The sequence below is a fragment of the Archangium minus genome (assembly GCF_044360475.1).
Taxonomy (GTDB): Bacteria; Myxococcota; Myxococcia; order Myxococcales; family Myxococcaceae; genus Archangium; species Archangium minus.
Window position 1 is genome coordinate 1,859,198 of record NZ_CP043494.1, and the last position, 16,659, is coordinate 1,875,856.

The window sequence follows — 16,659 nt, forward strand, 5'->3', positions numbered from 1 at the left end:
ATGCCGGTTATGAAAATTCTCACAGAATGATGATCGTAAACTGAGAGACACGTTGGCCCCGTGCCGGAAATGTACCGGGAAGGTGTCAAAGGACTCGAGTGCCCCGGAGAGGGGCTCTTTACGAGTTATCCCTTACGAGTTGCCTGAGACCTGGGAACGGGGAACGGCATGATGCGACATTGAAAATCCGAGGTGTGTCAGTCAATCAGGCCCCGATCGCAGGCTCGGGGCCTCATGGACGAACCCTTGAAGAAAAATGCCAATACTCAAAATGTCAGTCAGCTGTGAGATATCTCAAATGCCTGCTTGTCTTCGCAGGGTGACAAGGAGTCTGACGGTGAATCTTCGGTCTGCAATTACCTGGCTGTGTCTGGCGTTCGTGGGCCTCTCTGGCCTGGCGCCAGGCGCTGCGAGAGCTGCCCCCACCTTCCCGTACCGGTGGCCTGACTACTCGGTGCTGCCAATCTTCTTCGTTCCCCGCGACTGGAGCACCAGCAGCGGCGATGTGCAGGCGGAGGCTGCCGCCATCCGCTCCGCCATGCGGGAAATCCAGGGCTACTATCGCGTGAAGCTCGGCTCCATGCGCACCTTCCGCCTGAATGACGTAGAGGTGGTGCAGGCGGATGGCTTCAAGGAGGCCTATGGCATCACCTGGAACGGCCGTAACATTTATGCGGACGGCGTCGAGGTGAACTCCAGCTTCGAGGGCGCCGTTGTCGCGGAGCTGCATCGGCGCGGCTATCCCACGCCGCCCGCGCAGAACGAGAGTGGCTACTCGGTTGTTATCTTCGTCAAGGGCGCGGGCGGTTGGGCCGGTGGCCGCGAGCTGGGTTCCGGGGACGGCGGCTGGGCCATCCTCGGCGATTGGGCCATCGACAGCCTGGACGGCTCCGTGCCCGAGGGCGCGTACTGGTGGTCCGGTCGGCGCCTGCAGACGGGCGCGGCGGCGCACGAGCTGGGCCATGTCTTCGGTCTGCCCCACCCCGATGCGTACGGTGGCAGCTTCGCCTCCTCCGTCATGGGCAACTGGTGGGAGTTCCCGACCATCGGCTTCAACGCCAATGACATCTCCCTGCTGTTCCCCGCCAAGAACGCCTTCTTCCCGTCCGTTCCGGGTTATCTCCTGCAGGGCATGTGGCGCGGCAACCAGGGCTTCAGCCGGACCGTGCCCCTCAACAGCAACGGCGTGCCCAACTTTGGCGCCGCCAGCGGCTGGTCCGGCCCCGTCGCCATCTCCGGCCTGCCCGGCGCCGGTGACATGCAGGGCCAGGGCGACTTCATCTTTTCGAACGGGCGCACGATGATGCAGAGCATGTGGCGTGGCGACCAGGGCTTCACCCGTACTGTTTCCATGAACGCGGATGGCTCGCCGAACTGGGCCGCGGCCAGCGCCTGGTCCGGTCCTGCCTTGCTGTCGGGGCTGCCTGGCTCCGGCTCCCTCCAGGCCTCCGAGGCCGTTGTCATCGCCTTCGGACGGGTGCTGCGGCAGAGCTTCTGGCGCGGTAATCAGGGCTTCACCCGCACCGTCCCCATGAACATGGACGGTACGCCGAACTGGGCCGCGGCCAGCGCCTGGTCTGGGCCCACTTCCAGCTCCGTCCTGCCGGGCTCCGGCGACGTCCAGAGCCTGAGCGAGACCCTCTATCCCAACGGGCAAACCATGCTGCAGGGCATCTGGCGTGGCAACCAGGGCTTCACCCGCACCATCCCCATGAACGCGGATGGCACACCGAACTTTGGTGCCGCCAGCGCCTGGTCTGCCCCCATCGCCCTCAGCGGCCTGCCCGGCAGCGGCAGCATCCAGTCGCAGACCGACGTCGTGTACCGACTCTTCCCGTGAGGGGGCGGGTTGAGCCTGGGCGACTGAGCCCCTGAAACGCCCGAGGCCTGGAGTCGCCGTGCGGCGGCCTCAGGCCTCGGGGTGTCACCTCGGGCGTGAGTACCGGATGCTCTCTGGGTCACGGGTGCGCGCTTACGGGCGAGGCACCGATGAAGTGGCGCACGGAGGGCGGCTGTGCGTTGCGATGCAGCGCGCGAAGCTTGTCCTGCAGGTGCTTTTCCTCGTGGGTGACACGCTCATGCTGGCGAAGATGCTCCAGCCAGGAATCGACGACGAAGTATTCGAGAAAGCGACCTGACTGCGCCGCGTCTTCCATCACACCCCACTGCACCGCACCGTCGCGCCGGCGGGTTCCTCCGAGCTGGTGGATGTGGTGCAGGAACTCTCCGCGATCCGCTGGCTTGATGAGGTATTCCACCGTTACCAGCACCGGACCGCGCTCGTGGTCGAGCTTCGCGTCCAGGATCGGCTGCGCCCAATGTGCGGACGGGCTGGTATCCCGCGTCATGGCCGCGCCCAACCGGAAACGCAGCGAGAAGACACCTGCGAGTACCGCCGACACCGCCGCCCAGGTCAGCGCCGCTCCCGTGCCGGCGTGCTGCGCGATCGTGCCCCAGAGCAGGCTGCCTCCCGCCATGCCCGCCGAGAAGACCACGATGTAGAGCGACAGCGCTCGGGCACGTACCCAGGCGGGGACCGAGACCTGCGCGGCTGTCTGGAGCGATGACAGCACGGTGATCCACGACACGCCGTTGACCAGCATTGCCACGCACAGGATCCGGAGGTCGCGGGTTCCTGCCAGGGCCAGCATGGTGAGGGAGTAGAGCAGGGTCGCGGCTGGCACCAGGCTGTCGACATCGAACCGCCTCCGGAGCCGCGGCAACGCGATGGCGCCACCGATCGCCCCCGCACCGATGAACCCTAGCAACATTCCATAGGTGCCCGCCCCCGCGGAAAGCTCCTGTCGAACCACGATGGCCAGCTGGGAGGGCAGGGCACTGGCGAATACAAAGAAGCAAGCCGACTTGAGCAGCACCGACCGAAATTCGCTGGCCTGTGCCGCATAGCGCAACCCCGCGCGCAGTGCACCGCCGAAAGACTCGGCGGGCAGGGTGGAGACGGACTGCGCTGGCCGCGAACGCCACAGGACGAACACCACGCCCAGGAACGACAGCGCATTGAGTGAAAACGCCCAGGCCGCGCCGAATCGCGCCACGATCAGCCCACCGAAGGCGGGGCCAATGGAACGCGCGATGTTCATGCCAATGGAGCTCAAGGCCACTGCCGGCGCCAGCACCGAGCGCGGGACCAGGTCGGCGGTGGTCGCGGCCTGAGCCGGCATCGCCATGGCCGCACCCGCACCGAGCGCGAAGGTCAGGCACAGCAGTGACCATGCATCGAGCCGGCCGGCGTGTGCCTGCACGGCGACCAGCGTGGCCACGAAGAGCATCCACAGCTGTACCCCGATGAGGTAACGCCGACGATCAACGATGTCCGCCAGCGTGCCGGCAACAAGCGCGAACGCCACGACGGGCAGCGTCGTCGCGGATTGCACCGCAGCGACCATGAGCGGTGAGCTGGTTTGCTCCGACATGAACCAGGCGGCGGCGACATCCTGAACCCAGGTCCCGATGTTGCTGGTCAGGGTCGCCAGCCATAGCGCACGGAACTCGGGATGGCGAAGCGGTTCCCATGCGCCAACCGCCGGAGCCGGGGGCGCAGCCGCGGTCACGCCCGCTTCAGAAGGCATAGCACAGGCACCCCAATGCGCCCCAGAAGCCACGCAGATCACCGCTAGGGGTGTGGTGGTGTGCAGCGTGATCCTTGCCGTGACCATGCACGCCACACGGCGTTGCGAGCACTGCACGGGCCTGCGCGAGTGAACCCCCCTGGTAGCCACCAAACCGGCTCACGGGTGACCAGTCCGGCATGGGGTCAGGCAACACTGGGGCGAGCGGGCCGAAGTCGCCGGTGCCGTGCACCACCTTGCCGCCCACCACCGTCAGCACGCTGGAGATGTCCTTGATCGCCTCTTCCGGCACGCTGAAGAAGTCCGAGGACAGCAACGCGAAGTCGGCATATTGGCCAACCATCAGCCGGCCCTTGCGCTCCTGCTCATGTGAGAACCACGCGCTGCCGTGTGTCCACAGGCGCAGCGCTTCTTCTCGTTCCAGCCGGTTGTCGTCGCTGTACATCGACAGACCGCCCAGCGTGCGGCCGCTGACCATCCAATACAACGCCACCCACGGGTTATAACTGGCCACACGCGTCGCGTCGGTGCCAGCGCCGACCGGAACGCCCGCGTCCAGCATTCTGCGCACCGGCGGCGTGCGCTTGAGCGCCTCACTGCCGTAGCGCTCCGCGAAGTACTCGCCCTGGTACGCCATGCGATGCTGGATGGCGATACCGCCCTTCAAGCCGCGCACGCGCTCGATATTGCGCTCCGAAATGGTCTCGGCATGGTCGATGAACCAGTGCAGCCCGTCGAAGGGCACCTCGCGGTTCACCTTCTCGTAGACATCAAGCACGCGGCTGATGCTCTCGTCGTAGGTTGCATGGATGCGGAACGGCCAGCGACGTTCCGCCAGCAGGCGCACCACATCTTCCAGCTCGCCCTCCATGCCTTGCGGCAGCTCCGGGCGCGGTTCACGAAAATCCTCGAAGTCTGCCGCTGAGAAGACCAGCATCTCGCCAGCGCCGTTGTGGCGCAGCATGCTGTCCCCCTCGTGCGGCTTCAGCGTCCTCGACCAGCGGTCGAAGTCCGCGAGCTCGCCACCCTTCTTCTGGGTAAACAGGTTGTAGGCGATGCGCACCGTCAGCTTGCCATCGGCATGCAGCTTCTGGATGACCTCGTAGTCGTCTGGATAGTTCTGGAAGCCGCCACCGGCATCAATCACCGAGGTGATGCCCAGCCGGTTCAGCTCGCGCATGAAGTGGCGGGTGGAGTTGAGCTGGTATTCCGGCGGCAGCCTCGGTGCCATCGCCAGGGTCGCGTAGAGGATCAGCGCATTGGGTTTGGCCAGCAGCAGCCCGGTGGGATTGCCGGCCTTGTCGCGCTCGAGCTGGCCACCGGGCGGATCCGGGCTGTCCTTGGTATAGCCGACAGCGCGCAGTGCGGCGCGGTTGAGGAGTGCCCGGTCGTACAGATGCAGGATGAAGACGGGAGTCTCCGGCGCGGCCTCGTTGAGCTCCTTCAACGTCGGCAGGCGCTTCTCGGCGAACTGGTGTTCGGTGAAGCCGCCCACCACGCGGACCCATTGCGGCGCTGGCGTACGCGCCACCTGCGCCTTCAGCATCGCCATGGCGTCGGCCAGCGTGCGCACGCCGTCCCAACGCAACTCCATGTTGTAATTCAGGCCACCGCGAATCAGGTGGAGGTGGCTGTCGTTGAGGCCGGGGATCAGGCGTCGGCCTCCGGCGTCGATGAGCCGGGTTTTGGCGGTGGCATGTGCCATGACCTCGGCATCGTTGCCAATTGCCAGCAAATTGCCGTCGGCAACGGCCAGCGCCGTCGCCGACGGGTTGTCCCGGTCCAGGGTGGTGATCCTGGCGTTTCGTACGATCAGGTCGGCCATCGGTGTAGTCCTTTCAAGTCCGGCGTTCATGCCGGAGACAATCGTTATCGCTGATGACATCCGATGGCCGCATGGCCGTTAGCGGCTGTTAGTGGCCGCCCTCGGAACCGCCGAACATCGTCTTGGCGTATTGAATGCCGATTCCGTAGCTGCCGCCGTGGGTCGCGGCGATGCCCGTGGTCAGACCATACGTGGCGGTCCGCGCCCAATCGCGCTGCAGCTCGAGCAGGTACTGCAGGCTGGTCATGGGAACCGCACCGGCCTGGACCATGCGCTGCACCGCGCGCTCATGCGCCTCGTTGGACACATCACCACAGGCGTCGGTGATGACGAACGGCTTGAAGCCCTGGTCGAGCGCCGACAGAACAGGGCCGACGATGCACACGCCGGTCCAGAGTCCCGCGAACACCAGTCGCTCCTTCTCGAAGGCATTGATCTGCGCGATCACCTGTTTATCTTCCCAGGCATTCATGCTGGTGCGGTCGTAGATCTTCGCCTCAGGAAACGCCGCGGTGATCTCCGGGAACAACGGTCCCGAAAAGCTCTTTTCGGCGACCGTGGTCAGCAGGGTCGGCACGCGGAAGCCGGCGGCGCCCTTGGAGATCAACGCGGTGTTGTTGCGCAGCGTCGCGATGTCGATCGAATGCGTCGCGAAGGTCATCTGCGATTGGTGATCGATCAGGATCAATGCGTGATCGGTGGGCGACAGAAGGCCTTTTCCAGGCGTCGGGGTCGCTTTGGGACTCATGGGGGTGTTCCTCTTTGGTTGGGTTTTCAGTTCAAAAAATTCGCAATGGCGCGCGACTCAGCAGTCCCGCCCACGTCAAACAGAGTAGAGCGTTTGGCTTTAGTGGGAATCACCCGAAAGCTCATGAGGCGCCTCACCCGAATGGGGGAGCGAAGGCCCGCGCGGAGCGCCAGAGCCACAAGGCGTCTCTGATACTTCCACTGGAAGTGCGCTCGGCGATCTCCAAGGCTCGAAGGAGGCCGTGAGGCCCGCTGTGCCCTGTGTTGTCCGGTGGAACTCGCGTCGCGTGTTGCCCGCCGGACACTCCATGCATCCGTCTGCCTTGCGGAGCCTGCGAACCGCTGGGGTGCTCCTCACCTTTGCGGGCATGTTCTTCTTCTTTTCCAACAAGCTTGGGTGTCTGGGCTCTGTTCTCGTCTCGCTCGCCCTCTCCGCGCTCCTCTACCTTCTATTCCGCGGCCTTTGAGCGGTTCGCTCCGCGAACCTTCGGCTTGTGGCGAGACAAGAACCTCCTGGTTATTTGACCTGCAAGGAGGCATACGATCCTGTCCCCGCATGGAAGCTGAACACGCATCGTTCATCACCCCTGTGTAGACCCATCACCGCCGTGGAGAGAGTCTCATGCGAACCTTCCCGATGATCGTTGTCCTTGCCGCTTTCTTGTCTGGCTGCAGCAGCAAGCCCCCGGACCCGGAGCCCCCCGGGGGCGAGACTCCACCGCCGGAGGAGCCCCTCCCAAGCGGGCCCCCGGTCGAGCAGGGTCCTCCCAACGTGCCCGAGTTCCAGCCGGCCTTCCCCGGTCAGACGCGCGCTCCGGCCATCCAGACGAAGACGGCCCTCCAGGTCACCGAGATTGCCTCGGGCTTCAGGAATCCCTGGGCCATCGCCTTCCTGCCGGATTCGCGCATGCTGGTGACGGAGAAGCTTGGCTCGCTCTACATCGTCACTCCGCAGGGCACGAAGTCCCCTCCCGTCGCGGGTCTGCCAGCCGTAGATGCTCGCGGGCAGGGCGGGCTGCTCGACGTGGAGATCGGTCCCGACTACGCCCAGAGCCAGCTCATCTACTGGACCTATTACGAGCCGCGCGAGGGCGGCAATGGCCTGGCGGTGGCTCGTGCGCGCCTCGTGGACGGCGAGCAGCCGCGCGTGGAGAACGTGCAGGTCATCTTCCGAATGCTGCCCACGCTCGATTCGACCCTGCACGCAGGGGGACGGCTCGTGTTCACGCCGGACGGCAAGCTGTTCGTCACGCTCGGTGAGCGCTCCATCCTCGAGGGCCGGGTTCAGGCTCAGGACCTCAAGAGCCACTTCGGGAAGGTTGTCCGCATCAACCCCGACGGCTCGGTGCCTCAGGACAACCCGTTCTTCAACACTGCGGGTGCTCGGCCGGAGATCTGGTCGCTGGGGCACCGCAACATCCTGTCCGCGGCGCTCGACAGCCAGAATCGCCTGTGGACGGTGGAGATGGGGCCGCGCGGGGGTGACGAGCTCAACCGCCCGGAGGCCGGCAAGGACTACGGCTGGCCCACCATCGGCTACGGCGAGGAATACTCGGGCGCGCCCATTCACCAGAGCACCCAGGCCCCGGGCATGGAGCAGCCCGTGTACTACTGGGATCCGGTGATCTCCCCCTCGGGGATGACCATCTACTCCGGGGACCTCTTCCCCGAGTGGCGCAACAACGTCTTCATCGGAGGACTGTCCAGTCAGGCGCTGGTGCGGCTCATGGTGAGGAATGACCGCGTAGTGGGCGAGGAGCGGTTGCTCACCGATAGGAAGGCGCGCATCCGCGAGGTCGTCCAGGGCCCCGACGGGGCGCTCTACCTGCTCACGGACGCCACCAACGGTCAGCTGCTCAAGGTCACGCCGCGCTGACCCGCCACGTCGCCGGGCCTTGAGATCGGCGCAGGGAAGCGTCGCTCAAGGCCCGAGCAGGATCGGCCGCCGATTCTTTGCCTCGGCGAGAATCTGCTCAGGTGTCAGCTCCCTGGGGTCATGGAAGATCAAGTCCAAGACTCCGGGGTAGCGCGAGACGATGCGGTGTGCCTTCTCGCTCGTCTCGTGCTCCGTCGCGTAGCCACCGGACTGCAGCCTTCGAATGATCTCCAGGACTTCGTCATCGTGCAGCGGTTGCATGAGGTCTCCGAGAGGTGGTGGTTCTGTCGAGCACTTCGCTGCCTTCCCGCGCCGCGCGCCGGAGCGCCTGGGGGGGCTGGCCGAACACGCGCAGGAAGGCTCGGCGCATCCGCTCGGGGTCGGAGAAGCCGACCGCTCGCGCCACGTCCTCGATGGGCTCGGCGCTGGTCTCGACGCGCACCCGGGCTGCTTCGGCCCTCAGTTGCTCGACCGCTTTCGCTGGCGTCTGTCCCGTCTCCTCGAGGAACGCCCGCCCGAACTGACGGACGCTCAGACACGCCACCTGAGCGAGCCGCTCGACGTTGAGGGGCTCATGCAGGTGCTCGCGGGCGAAGGTCAACGCGAGGCGGATGCGATCCGAGGGCGGTTCCAGGTCGAGCAGCGTGGAGAACTGGGATTGGCCCCCGGGCCGGCGATGGTAGACAACCAGGTCGCGCGCCGCGGTGCGTGACACCTCCAGGCCCAGGTCCTCCTCGAGCAGCGCGAGCGAGAGATCAATTCCCGAGGTGACCCCCGCCGCCGTCCAGATCGGGCCGTCCTGGATGAAGATTCGCTCCGCGTCGACGTGAACCCGAGGAAAGCGCCGTTGCAGCCCGGCGGCGACGCGCCAATGGGTGGTCGCACGCCGGCCATCAAGCAGGCCCGCGGCGGCCAGGAGGAAGGCGCCCGTGCAGATGCTCGCGACACGCCGGCTGGACGACACCGAGGCTCTCAGGAAGTCCAGCAGCGCCGGGGACTCCATCGCCGCCTCGGTTCCAGGTCCCCCCGCGACCACGAGCGTGTCCAGCGGTGGTGCCTCGTCCACCCGCTGCGTCAGCATGTCGACCCCCGCGGAGCTCTTCACTGCACCGCCGTGTTCGGACAGCAGCCACATCCGATAGGGCGTCGCCCCGTGGAGTGACGGCGCCTCAAACACGGACATGGGGCCGGTCAGGTCCAGCAGTTGGAACGCGGGGAAGATGAGGAACCCGATGTCGCGGACCATGGCGGAAATTGAGGGAACTACGTCCTTTCCGCCACGAGTCTGAAGGAGGAGAGTGCGTTCGTCAAACCCAGACAAGGAGTCCAAACCATGGCGTCGAACCTCGACATTGTTTTCCCTCTCTACCCGGGTGTGTCGTATCTGGATTTCATGGGACCGCAGGCGGTGTTCGGGCTGCTCCCCGGGGCGAGGCAGATCTTCGCCTCCGTGGGCGGGCAGCCCATCCGCGAGGGCTCCCTGACGCTCTCGCCCCTGGCCCGGCTCGAGGACGTCCAGCGGTGTGATGTGCTTTGTGTTCCGGGCGGTCCCATCACGCACGCGGTGGAGGACCGGGTCTTCATGGACGCGCTGCGCCGTCTGGCCTCCACGGCGCGCTTCGTCACGTCCGTGTGCACGGGCTCGCTGATCCTCGGCGCGGCGGGGCTGCTCGAGAATCGGCGGGCCGCCTGCCATTGGTCCGCACGCGAGCAGCTGTCCCTCTTCGGCGCCATCCCGGACGCGGCGCGCGTGGTGCGCGACGGCCATGTGCTGACGGGCGGAGGTGTCACCGCGGGAATCGACTTCGCACTGACCCTCGTCGCTGAGCTGGCGGGCCCTGTCACCGCCCAGTCCATCCAGCTCCTGCTTGAGTACGCGCCCGCGCCCCCGTTCAACGCCGGACGCCCCGAGCTGGCCTCCGAGGAGGTCTTGGGCCGGCTTCCCACCGTCGCCGCGGCGCTCGGGTTCGACATGGCCAAGGAGGAGGCGGTCGTGCAGCGCCTGGGCGCGGACTACCGTCGGGGCTCGAATCCGGCCGCATAAGTGTTGAGGCGAGCTTCATACGCGATCCACGATCACCATGAAGTCTATGTAGCCGTTGTAGGGATCATCGAACGTGCCAGAGCTGTCGCGGAGCGAGAGTGTCGATCTCCGTCCTGAGCAGGTGATGATCGCCATTGGTGTATCCAACGTTGAAGCCGTTGAGCGCGGCTTCGGCTGACCGCACGTTGGACGGAAACTCAAACGCGAACTCCATGGTTTGAGGGCTGCCGCTATGCGTCGGAAAGCTCGCTCTCCTCCGCTGGAAGTCAAAGGCCATGAGGCTCTCCTTGTGTTGGGACCCTCCATGGGTCCCAACAGATGGAGTGGCCTCGCCAGCATGTGACGCGAGCACAGGCTGTCTACGCGATGCTTTGACCTTCAGCGCCGTTAGGGGAGGCGATCCTGCGGCAGGTTGTTCTGCACCCCCGAGACCACCGGGCGTGACGAGCTTCCCGCGCGGTACAGCAAGTCCTGCCAGACGATGGGCGAGCGTGTCCGGAAGGCGCTCGTGAGATTGATGACCGCTGTGCCGTTCCTGCTCAGTTGGAAGGAAGGCTGGTTGTTCGCATTCAACGGTGCGTCGAAGAACTGTGGGCCCGCGAGAAGATCGGCGCCGTAGGCGGTCCCGCCCGAGGTGATCTGCACGCGCCCGCTCGACTTGAGCATGCCCAGGACGAAGACCCGGTCCACGAGGGTCACACCATTCTTCGAGGCGGTGGGTTTGGCCTGCTGGGCCGTATCGTAAGGCTCGTTGCTCAGGTGCATGCGGTGCGCGTAGTAGAGGACATCGCGCACGATGGCCGGCTGCTTGCGGGTCTTGAACCAGGTCGAGTAGTAGGCCGTCAGGTCGTAGAAGGCGTACTGCACGGCCGAGTTGGGCCGCAGGGCGTGACCTTCGTAGTGGTCATTCCAGGTGAGGATCTGCACCATCTTCACGCCCGAGTCGATCGCCGCCTTCCAGGTGTTGTACTGGGTCTTGAAGCCCGCCGTCTCCGTGGTGATGGAATCGGTGGGGCGGTTATCCGTATGGCTGACCGGCGGAGAGTAGGGGACTCCGTTCTGGTCGCCCCAGGCCTTCAGGGTGTTGATGCCCGTCAGGGGAGTGGCGGTGTAGGGAAGGTTGTCCCAACGCGAGAAGGTCGCTCCCACCATGAAGGGCTTCAGCGCGTTGCGATTGGCCTCCGAGGGGTTGAGCAGGGTTCCCCACAGCACCGCATCCATCCCATGGACGGTCTTCAGCTGATCGAAGAACTGCTGGTACCAGGAGACTGGCAGGGCCTCGGGCCTGAAGCTGCCCACCACGAACTTGCCGTTGAGCTTCCTCCACGAAGCACGGTTCTTGAAGGTCGCGAGATCGTCGGCCCGCTGACGCGGCTCATTTGCTCCGCTGCCCGTCGAGAGGATGTGACTGTCGATGTTGGGGATGACGTAGAAGGGCGCGCTCGGGTTCTCGGCGTTGAACTCGTCTGCCGCATTGAAGAGGTTCGTCAGCCACTTCCAGCGGTTATCGCTGGGCCGGAACCAGAGGTTGAAGAGGAAGCCATCGACACCAACGGCGGCGGCCGTCTGGATGTCCGTCTTCATGTCCCGCTTGCCGTAGTCCGTCTCCACCGCGGGGACGGCGAGGATCGGCACGGGTCGATCGCGCAACCACCCCCCGATGGAGGCATGGTTTCCCGTGGGTTTGAGCCAGTTGGTGTAGTTGTCGTAGTACTGGCCCGAGGAGTTGGTGCCATAGCTCCGCAGCGGGAAGTTGTGCCAGTGGGCGAAGACCTTGTACTCGCTTTGGGCGAGGTCCGCGCGTGCCGGCATGTCGAACGGCAGGAGCGCGTTGTTCAGCTCAAAGGGGGCCTTGGTGGCCAGGCTCGAGCCATCGGAGCCCTCCGTCCCTTCCAGCTCGAAAGCCTCATCGGGAGGGGCGCAGGCTGACGCGGCCGCTGCTGTTGCGAAGAGTAGGAAGAGACCGTGCTTCAAACGGGAGACACTCATGCTGAACAAAGGCTGGCTCTCTTTCTGAGAAAACGAACCCGAGGGGGAACCTGGAAAATACCAGTAACCCGAAAAAATCCGGTCCTCTCTCCTTCAGCCCGAACAACCCCTCGAAAGGGGAAAACCCCGGGCGTGCCCGGAGGGAAGGTCAAGAGCCGATGAAGACGATCTGGAAACCGAGCCTTCTGGCCCTGCTGTCGTTGGTGGTGCCGGCGGGAGAGAGCCTCGCCGGGACGGCGGACTTCACTGTTCAGTATCAGAACTACAATGCCGCGGGTCCCAACGATGACATCGTTGAGGCGGGCATCCAGCTGCGCAACAACACCGCGGCCTCCATCCCCTTGAGCAGCGTGGTCGTGCGCTACTGGTTCACGAACAACGGCCGGACGCCATCTCCGGCGTGCTGGTGGTGGAAGACGGCGGACTGCGCGGGCATCACGTTGACGAGCGGGAGCGTGTCCGCCACGGGCGCTGATCAGTACGTGGAGGTCCGCTTCACCAGCGCCGCCGGGAGCCTCGCGCCGGGCGAGACGAGCGTGCCCATCGATCTGGGCATCACGTTCGGCGCCTCCGTCAATGAGACGGATGACTACTCGTACGGCAACCAGACCTCGTTCGCCAACTGGAGCAAGATCACCGTGCACGACGCGGGCTCGGCGCCCCTGAGCGGCTTGCGCGGCGGCACGCCTCCCAGCGCGAGTGGCGGTGGTGACGGGGGTGGCGGTGACGGGGGTGGCACGGTTTCGGCCGAGTTCTTCGATGACTTCAGCTACACGAGCACGGCGGATGCCGGGTTCCAGAGCTGGTGGCAGCTGCGCAACTACGCGGGAGGTCCTGGCGTCAGCGGCGCGCAGTGGCTGCCGTCCAACGCCTCGCTGGTGAATGACGGCACCACCAGCAACCGGCTGTTGCGGCTGCGCGGGAGCACGAACGGGACCGCGAGCGGCACGACCCAGGTCGAGGTTCTCTCCAAGGCGCAGAAGTTCCGCTACGGCACCTACGCGTCACGGTTCAGGTTCAACGACGCGACGCTGTCCGGTCCGCGCCTCTTCGGCGACAAGTACGTGGAGACCTTCTTCACCATCACCCCCTACAGCTCTCCCAACTACTCGGAGCAGGACTACGAGTACCTGCCCAACGGCGGCTGGGGCCAGGGCAATACCAGCACCATGTTCCTGACCTCGTGGGACAGGAACAAGGGGTCCAGGTCGAACCAGGTCTCCGCGAGCCATGCGGGTTGGCACACGCTCGTGCTGCATGTGTCCCCCTCGGGCATCGTCTACTACATCGACGGCGTGCAGCGGGCGTCCCACGGCCCCGAGTACGCCCCGACGATCGGCCAGTACATCGCCTACCAGCTGTGGTTCATCGAGCTGGACACGAGCAACAACACCTCGCGCACGTACTACGAGGATGCGGACTGGGTGTACTTCGCCAAGGACGTGCTCCTGTCGCCCAACCAGGTGGAGGCGAAGGTGTCCGGCTTCCGCTCCGCCGCCGTCACCCGTAAGGACACCGTGCCCTGAGCGGTTCCGATGTAGCAGGGACATGCCCGCCGTGGTCGTTGGCGCAGGTCGTCAGGCCACGGCGGGTGTGGAATGCAACACGCAGGAGGCGCCTATGTGACGTCACTGCAACAGCGGTTCTCTGCATTGCAGTCGCCTGTCTAATTAGGTACCGGGAGCGTCACAACGGCCTGGGAGCACTTCCGCTCTCGCAGGCGCGAAGCATTCATGACGCCCATGGTTTCTTCCTACCGCCCCGTTCTCCATGCGCTGCTGTCGGGCGCCACCCTCCTGCTGTCCCCCGTCACCCTGGCCCAGCAGGAGCCGGCTCCACAGACGCCTCCCTCCGAGCCCGCCCAGCCCGCGCAGCCGCCCGAGGTCGCGACTCCTCCCGCCGCGCCTACGCCCGCGCCAGCGCCCGAGGCCAAGAAGGAGAAGGAGTCGCCCTGGTACGAGCGCATCAAGCTCCGGGGCTACACGCAGTTCCGCTACAACCGGCTCCCGAGCTTCGACGTCAACGATGATCTCATCAATGATCAGGGAGATCGCTTCCTCGGGAAGAACAACGGCTTCGGCATCCGGCGGGCGCGGCTCGTCATCTCCGCCGACGTCCACGAGCACGTCTCCATCTACCTGCAGCCCGACTTCGCGTCCGTCATCGGGGATCAGTACCACGTCGCCATCATGCGCGACTGGTACGCCGACATCTTCTTCGATGCGAAGAAGGAGTTCCGGCTGCGCCTGGGCCAGTCGAAGGTGCCGTTCGGCTTCGAGAACCTCCAGTCGAGCCAGAACCGTGTCGCCCTGGACCGCAACGATGCCATCAACAGCGCGCTCAAGGACGAGCGTGATTTGGGCGCGTTCTTCTACTGGGCGCCCGCGGAGATCCGCCAGCGCTTCCAGGAGCTGGCCAATAGCAAGCTGAAGGGCTCGGGCGACTACGGTGTGGTGGGCCTCGGCGTGTACAACGGGCAGACCGCCAACCGCCCCGAGCGCAACGACAACCTGCACGTCGTGGGCCGGGTCACCTGGCCCTTCCTGTTCGGCAAGCAGTACGTCGAGGTCGGCGCGGCGGGTTATTACGGCCGCTATAACGTCTCCGTCGGCTCGGGCACCCCGTACACGCTCGAGGACGGGAACGACCTCGTGGATGCCCGCGCGGTCGCGAGCCTGGTCATCTACCCGCAGCCGATCGGCTTCATGGCCGAGTACAACGTGGGCCGGGGACCGTCTCTGGGCGAGGGTCTTGAGAGCACCGTCATCGCCAGCCGCCCGCTGCGCGGTGGCTATGCGCAGCTCATGTACAGGCTCGACAACGTGCTCGGCACCACGCTGATTCCCTACGTGAGAGGGACCCTGTACGAGGGCGGAAAGAAGTTCGATACGAACGCCCCCCGCTACGATGTGCGCGAGCTGGAGATGGGCGTGGAGTGGCAGATCCTCAAGGCCCTGGAGGTGACGGGCACCTATCTCATCTCGGATCGCACCTCCTCGCGCGCTCCCTATGAGCAGGAGCAGGGGCACGTGACGCGCCTCCAGGTCCAGGTGAACTACTGACGGCGGCTCGCCCCCTGCTCCTCGGCAGGGGACCCGGCCCGAAGCTCGGCCACGTGTTGGCGGCTTCGGGCCTTGTTACTTTCGGGTTATCGGTGCTGGTTGCTGCACTGCTGCGTGTGGGGGTGAGGCGCACGGCGCGCAGTCAAGCTTCAGCCCCTTGATGCTCATTCCTCCCGGCTAGGATGCCCGTCACGACTGGGTACCCTCCCGATAAGGAGTTCGACATGAGCACGCAGAAAGTCATCGCCTTCTTCCCCGAGGCGGCCTACGGCCCGGCTCTCAACTCAGTGGGCATCGCTCAGGCATGCGAGGCGCTGGGCCACAAGGTGGTATTCCTCACCGACCCGGGCATGACGGGTGTGTACTCCGGCTACGGCTTCGAGGAGCACTCCGTGAACATGTCAGCCCCCATGCCGCCGGAGGACATGGCGCGCTACTGGGTTGATTTCATCAATGGTCACATCCCCAACTTCCGCAAGTCGCCCTTCGAGCAGCTCGACAACTATGTGAAGGATTGCTGGGAAGCCATCGTCAACACCGCCAGGTGGGCGCAGAAGGAACTGCCGGCCGTGCTGGACAAGATCAAGCCGGACCTGATCTGCGTCGACAACGTGATCCTGTTCCCGGCCATCAAGCAGTACGGCAAGCCCTGGGTGCGGATCATCTCCTGTTCGGAGAATGAGGTGGCGGCCCCGGACATTCCGCCGCACCTGTCCGGAATGAGCGTCGACGACAAGGAGGGTCATGCACGCTTCCGCGCGCGCTTCGAGGAAGTGATCAAGCCGATCCATGATGACTTCAACAGCTTCCTCGTCGAGTGCGGCGAGCAGCCGTATCCGCTGGGCACCTTCTTCGAAGCGTCGCCCTACATGAACCTGCTGCTTTATCCGGACCCGGTGAGGTTCCCGCGCAGCAAACCGCTGCCTCCCGAGCGCTTTCATTACTTGCAAGGCTGCGTGCGCAAGGACAAGCCGTACGAGATTCCCACCTTCAAGGCCAACAACGACAAGCCGTTGCTGTACGTCAGCTTCGGCAGCCTGGGCTCCGGCGATGTGGAACTGCTGAAGCGGCTGATCAAGGTGATCGGCAAGCTGCCATACCGGGCACTCTTCAACGTTGGCGAATACCTGGACCGGTACGACGCGCTGCCGGACAACGTGCTGATCGCCAGGTGGTATCCGCAGCCGTCGGTGATCGCCCAGGTGGACGCGGTGATCCACCATGGTGGCAACAACAGCTTCAATGAGTGCCTGTTCTTCGGTAAGCCAGCCATCGTCATGCCCTATGTCTGGGATGGTCATGACAACGCCATGCGCGCCCAGGAAACGGGCCACGGCTTCAAGCTCGACCGTTACGAGTGGACCGAAGAAGAGCTGGCCGGGAAGATCGCCACCTGTCTGAGTGACGAGGTCATGCGGGCGAAGCTGAAAGCCACCAGCGCCTCCATGCAGTCGCGCAAGGGCCCGCAGGACGCCGCCCGTATCCTCGAGGGGATTCTGAAGAACGCCGAATGAAACTCCCTCAGG

Annotated in this window: 13 protein-coding genes; 6 read left to right on the top strand and 7 right to left on the bottom strand. The window is 65.1% G+C overall.

Annotation, left to right across the window (positions count from 1 at the left end; genetic code table 11):
* The first annotated feature begins 337 nt into the window (after nucleotides 1-337).
* Complete coding sequence (locus F0U60_RS07820; protein ID WP_395816020.1) at nucleotides 338-1,840, top strand: hypothetical protein; 1,503 nt, start codon at nucleotides 338-340, stop codon at nucleotides 1,838-1,840.
* A 118-nt stretch (nucleotides 1,841-1,958) separates the two neighbouring features.
* On the opposite strand, the gene F0U60_RS07825 is transcribed toward F0U60_RS07820, so the two are convergent.
* From F0U60_RS07825 to F0U60_RS07835, 3 genes are all read right to left on the bottom strand, one after another.
* Complete coding sequence (locus tag F0U60_RS07825) at nucleotides 1,959-3,590, bottom strand: MFS transporter (protein WP_395816023.1); 1,632 nt, start codon at nucleotides 3,588-3,590, stop codon at nucleotides 1,959-1,961.
* Nucleotides 3,580-5,415 carry an amidohydrolase gene (locus F0U60_RS07830; RefSeq protein ID WP_395816026.1) on the bottom strand — a complete coding sequence of 612 codons (1,836 nt, stop codon included), beginning with the start codon at nucleotides 5,413-5,415 and terminating at the stop codon, nucleotides 3,580-3,582. Before F0U60_RS07830 ends, F0U60_RS07825 begins: the two co-directional genes overlap by 11 nt.
* An 88-nt stretch (nucleotides 5,416-5,503) precedes the next feature.
* Nucleotides 5,504-6,163 carry a hydrolase gene (locus F0U60_RS07835; protein ID WP_395816030.1) on the bottom strand — a complete coding sequence of 220 codons (660 nt, stop codon included), beginning with the start codon at nucleotides 6,161-6,163 and terminating at the stop codon, nucleotides 5,504-5,506.
* A gap of 621 nt (nucleotides 6,164-6,784) precedes the next feature.
* On the opposite strand from F0U60_RS07835, the gene F0U60_RS07840 reads away from it, so the two are divergent.
* Nucleotides 6,785-8,038 (top strand): PQQ-dependent sugar dehydrogenase, encoded by a 1,254-nt coding sequence (locus tag F0U60_RS07840; RefSeq protein WP_395816033.1) that lies wholly within the window; start codon nucleotides 6,785-6,787, stop codon nucleotides 8,036-8,038.
* Nucleotides 8,039-8,083: 45 nt separating this feature from the next.
* Here F0U60_RS07840 and F0U60_RS07845 read toward each other — a convergent pair whose 3' ends face one another.
* The gene (locus F0U60_RS07845) at nucleotides 8,084-8,299 is read right to left on the bottom strand and encodes a hypothetical protein (protein WP_395816035.1); all 216 of its coding nucleotides are present in this window, start codon (nucleotides 8,297-8,299) and stop codon (nucleotides 8,084-8,086) included.
* Nucleotides 8,280-9,284 carry a GlxA family transcriptional regulator gene (locus F0U60_RS07850; protein ID WP_395816038.1) on the bottom strand — a complete coding sequence of 335 codons (1,005 nt, stop codon included), beginning with the start codon at nucleotides 9,282-9,284 and terminating at the stop codon, nucleotides 8,280-8,282. Before F0U60_RS07850 ends, F0U60_RS07845 begins: the two co-directional genes overlap by 20 nt.
* A gap of 87 nt (nucleotides 9,285-9,371) precedes the next feature.
* On the opposite strand from F0U60_RS07850, the gene F0U60_RS07855 reads away from it, so the two are divergent.
* Nucleotides 9,372-10,082, top strand: coding sequence for a DJ-1/PfpI family protein (locus F0U60_RS07855; protein ID WP_395816042.1), 711 nt, complete (start codon nucleotides 9,372-9,374; stop codon nucleotides 10,080-10,082).
* A gap of 64 nt (nucleotides 10,083-10,146) precedes the next feature.
* Here F0U60_RS07855 and F0U60_RS07860 read toward each other — a convergent pair whose 3' ends face one another.
* Together F0U60_RS07860 and F0U60_RS07865 are read right to left on the bottom strand one after the other, a co-directional pair.
* Complete coding sequence (locus F0U60_RS07860; protein ID WP_395816045.1) at nucleotides 10,147-10,359, bottom strand: hypothetical protein; 213 nt, start codon at nucleotides 10,357-10,359, stop codon at nucleotides 10,147-10,149.
* Nucleotides 10,360-10,469: 110 nt separating this feature from the next.
* A complete protein-coding gene (locus F0U60_RS07865) occupies nucleotides 10,470-12,056 on the bottom strand; it encodes an endo-1,3-alpha-glucanase family glycosylhydrolase (protein ID WP_395816048.1) in 1,587 nt (528 codons plus the stop codon).
* Nucleotides 12,057-12,229: 173 nt separating this feature from the next.
* Between F0U60_RS07865 and F0U60_RS07870 the strand changes: the two genes are divergently transcribed.
* From F0U60_RS07870 to F0U60_RS07880, 3 genes are all read left to right on the top strand, one after another.
* The gene (locus F0U60_RS07870; protein WP_395816051.1) at nucleotides 12,230-13,597 is read left to right on the top strand and encodes a cellulose binding domain-containing protein; all 1,368 of its coding nucleotides are present in this window, start codon (nucleotides 12,230-12,232) and stop codon (nucleotides 13,595-13,597) included.
* Between the two features lie 207 nt (nucleotides 13,598-13,804).
* On the top strand, nucleotides 13,805-15,133 hold the full coding sequence (locus tag F0U60_RS07875; protein ID WP_395816053.1) for a porin: 1,329 nt from the start codon (nucleotides 13,805-13,807) through the stop codon (nucleotides 15,131-15,133).
* A 224-nt stretch (nucleotides 15,134-15,357) separates the two neighbouring features.
* A complete protein-coding gene (locus F0U60_RS07880) occupies nucleotides 15,358-16,647 on the top strand; it encodes a nucleotide disphospho-sugar-binding domain-containing protein (RefSeq protein ID WP_395816056.1) in 1,290 nt (429 codons plus the stop codon).
* Nucleotides 16,648-16,659 lie beyond the last annotated feature (12 nt).

Bases quoted from the DNA above. Each gene is read 5' to 3' on its own strand.
- F0U60_RS07825 (WP_395816023.1), bottom strand. From the start codon at position 3,590: ATGCCTTCTGAAGCGGGCGTGACCGCGGCTGCGCCCCCGGCTCCGGCG.
- F0U60_RS07830 (WP_395816026.1), bottom strand. From the start codon at position 5,415: ATGGCCGACCTGATCGTACGAAACGCCAGGATCACCACCCTGGACCGG.
- F0U60_RS07835 (WP_395816030.1), bottom strand. From the start codon at position 6,163: ATGAGTCCCAAAGCGACCCCGACGCCTGGAAAAGGCCTTCTGTCGCCC.
- F0U60_RS07840 (WP_395816033.1), top strand. From the start codon at position 6,785: ATGCGAACCTTCCCGATGATCGTTGTCCTTGCCGCTTTCTTGTCTGGC.
- F0U60_RS07845 (WP_395816035.1), bottom strand. From the start codon at position 8,299: ATGCAACCGCTGCACGATGACGAAGTCCTGGAGATCATTCGAAGGCTG.
- F0U60_RS07850 (WP_395816038.1), bottom strand. From the start codon at position 9,284: ATGGTCCGCGACATCGGGTTCCTCATCTTCCCCGCGTTCCAACTGCTG.
- F0U60_RS07855 (WP_395816042.1), top strand. From the start codon at position 9,372: ATGGCGTCGAACCTCGACATTGTTTTCCCTCTCTACCCGGGTGTGTCG.
- F0U60_RS07860 (WP_395816045.1), bottom strand. From the start codon at position 10,359: ATGGCCTTTGACTTCCAGCGGAGGAGAGCGAGCTTTCCGACGCATAGC.
- F0U60_RS07870 (WP_395816051.1), top strand. From the start codon at position 12,230: ATGAAGACGATCTGGAAACCGAGCCTTCTGGCCCTGCTGTCGTTGGTG.
- F0U60_RS07875 (WP_395816053.1), top strand. From the start codon at position 13,805: ATGACGCCCATGGTTTCTTCCTACCGCCCCGTTCTCCATGCGCTGCTG.
- F0U60_RS07880 (WP_395816056.1), top strand. From the start codon at position 15,358: ATGAGCACGCAGAAAGTCATCGCCTTCTTCCCCGAGGCGGCCTACGGC.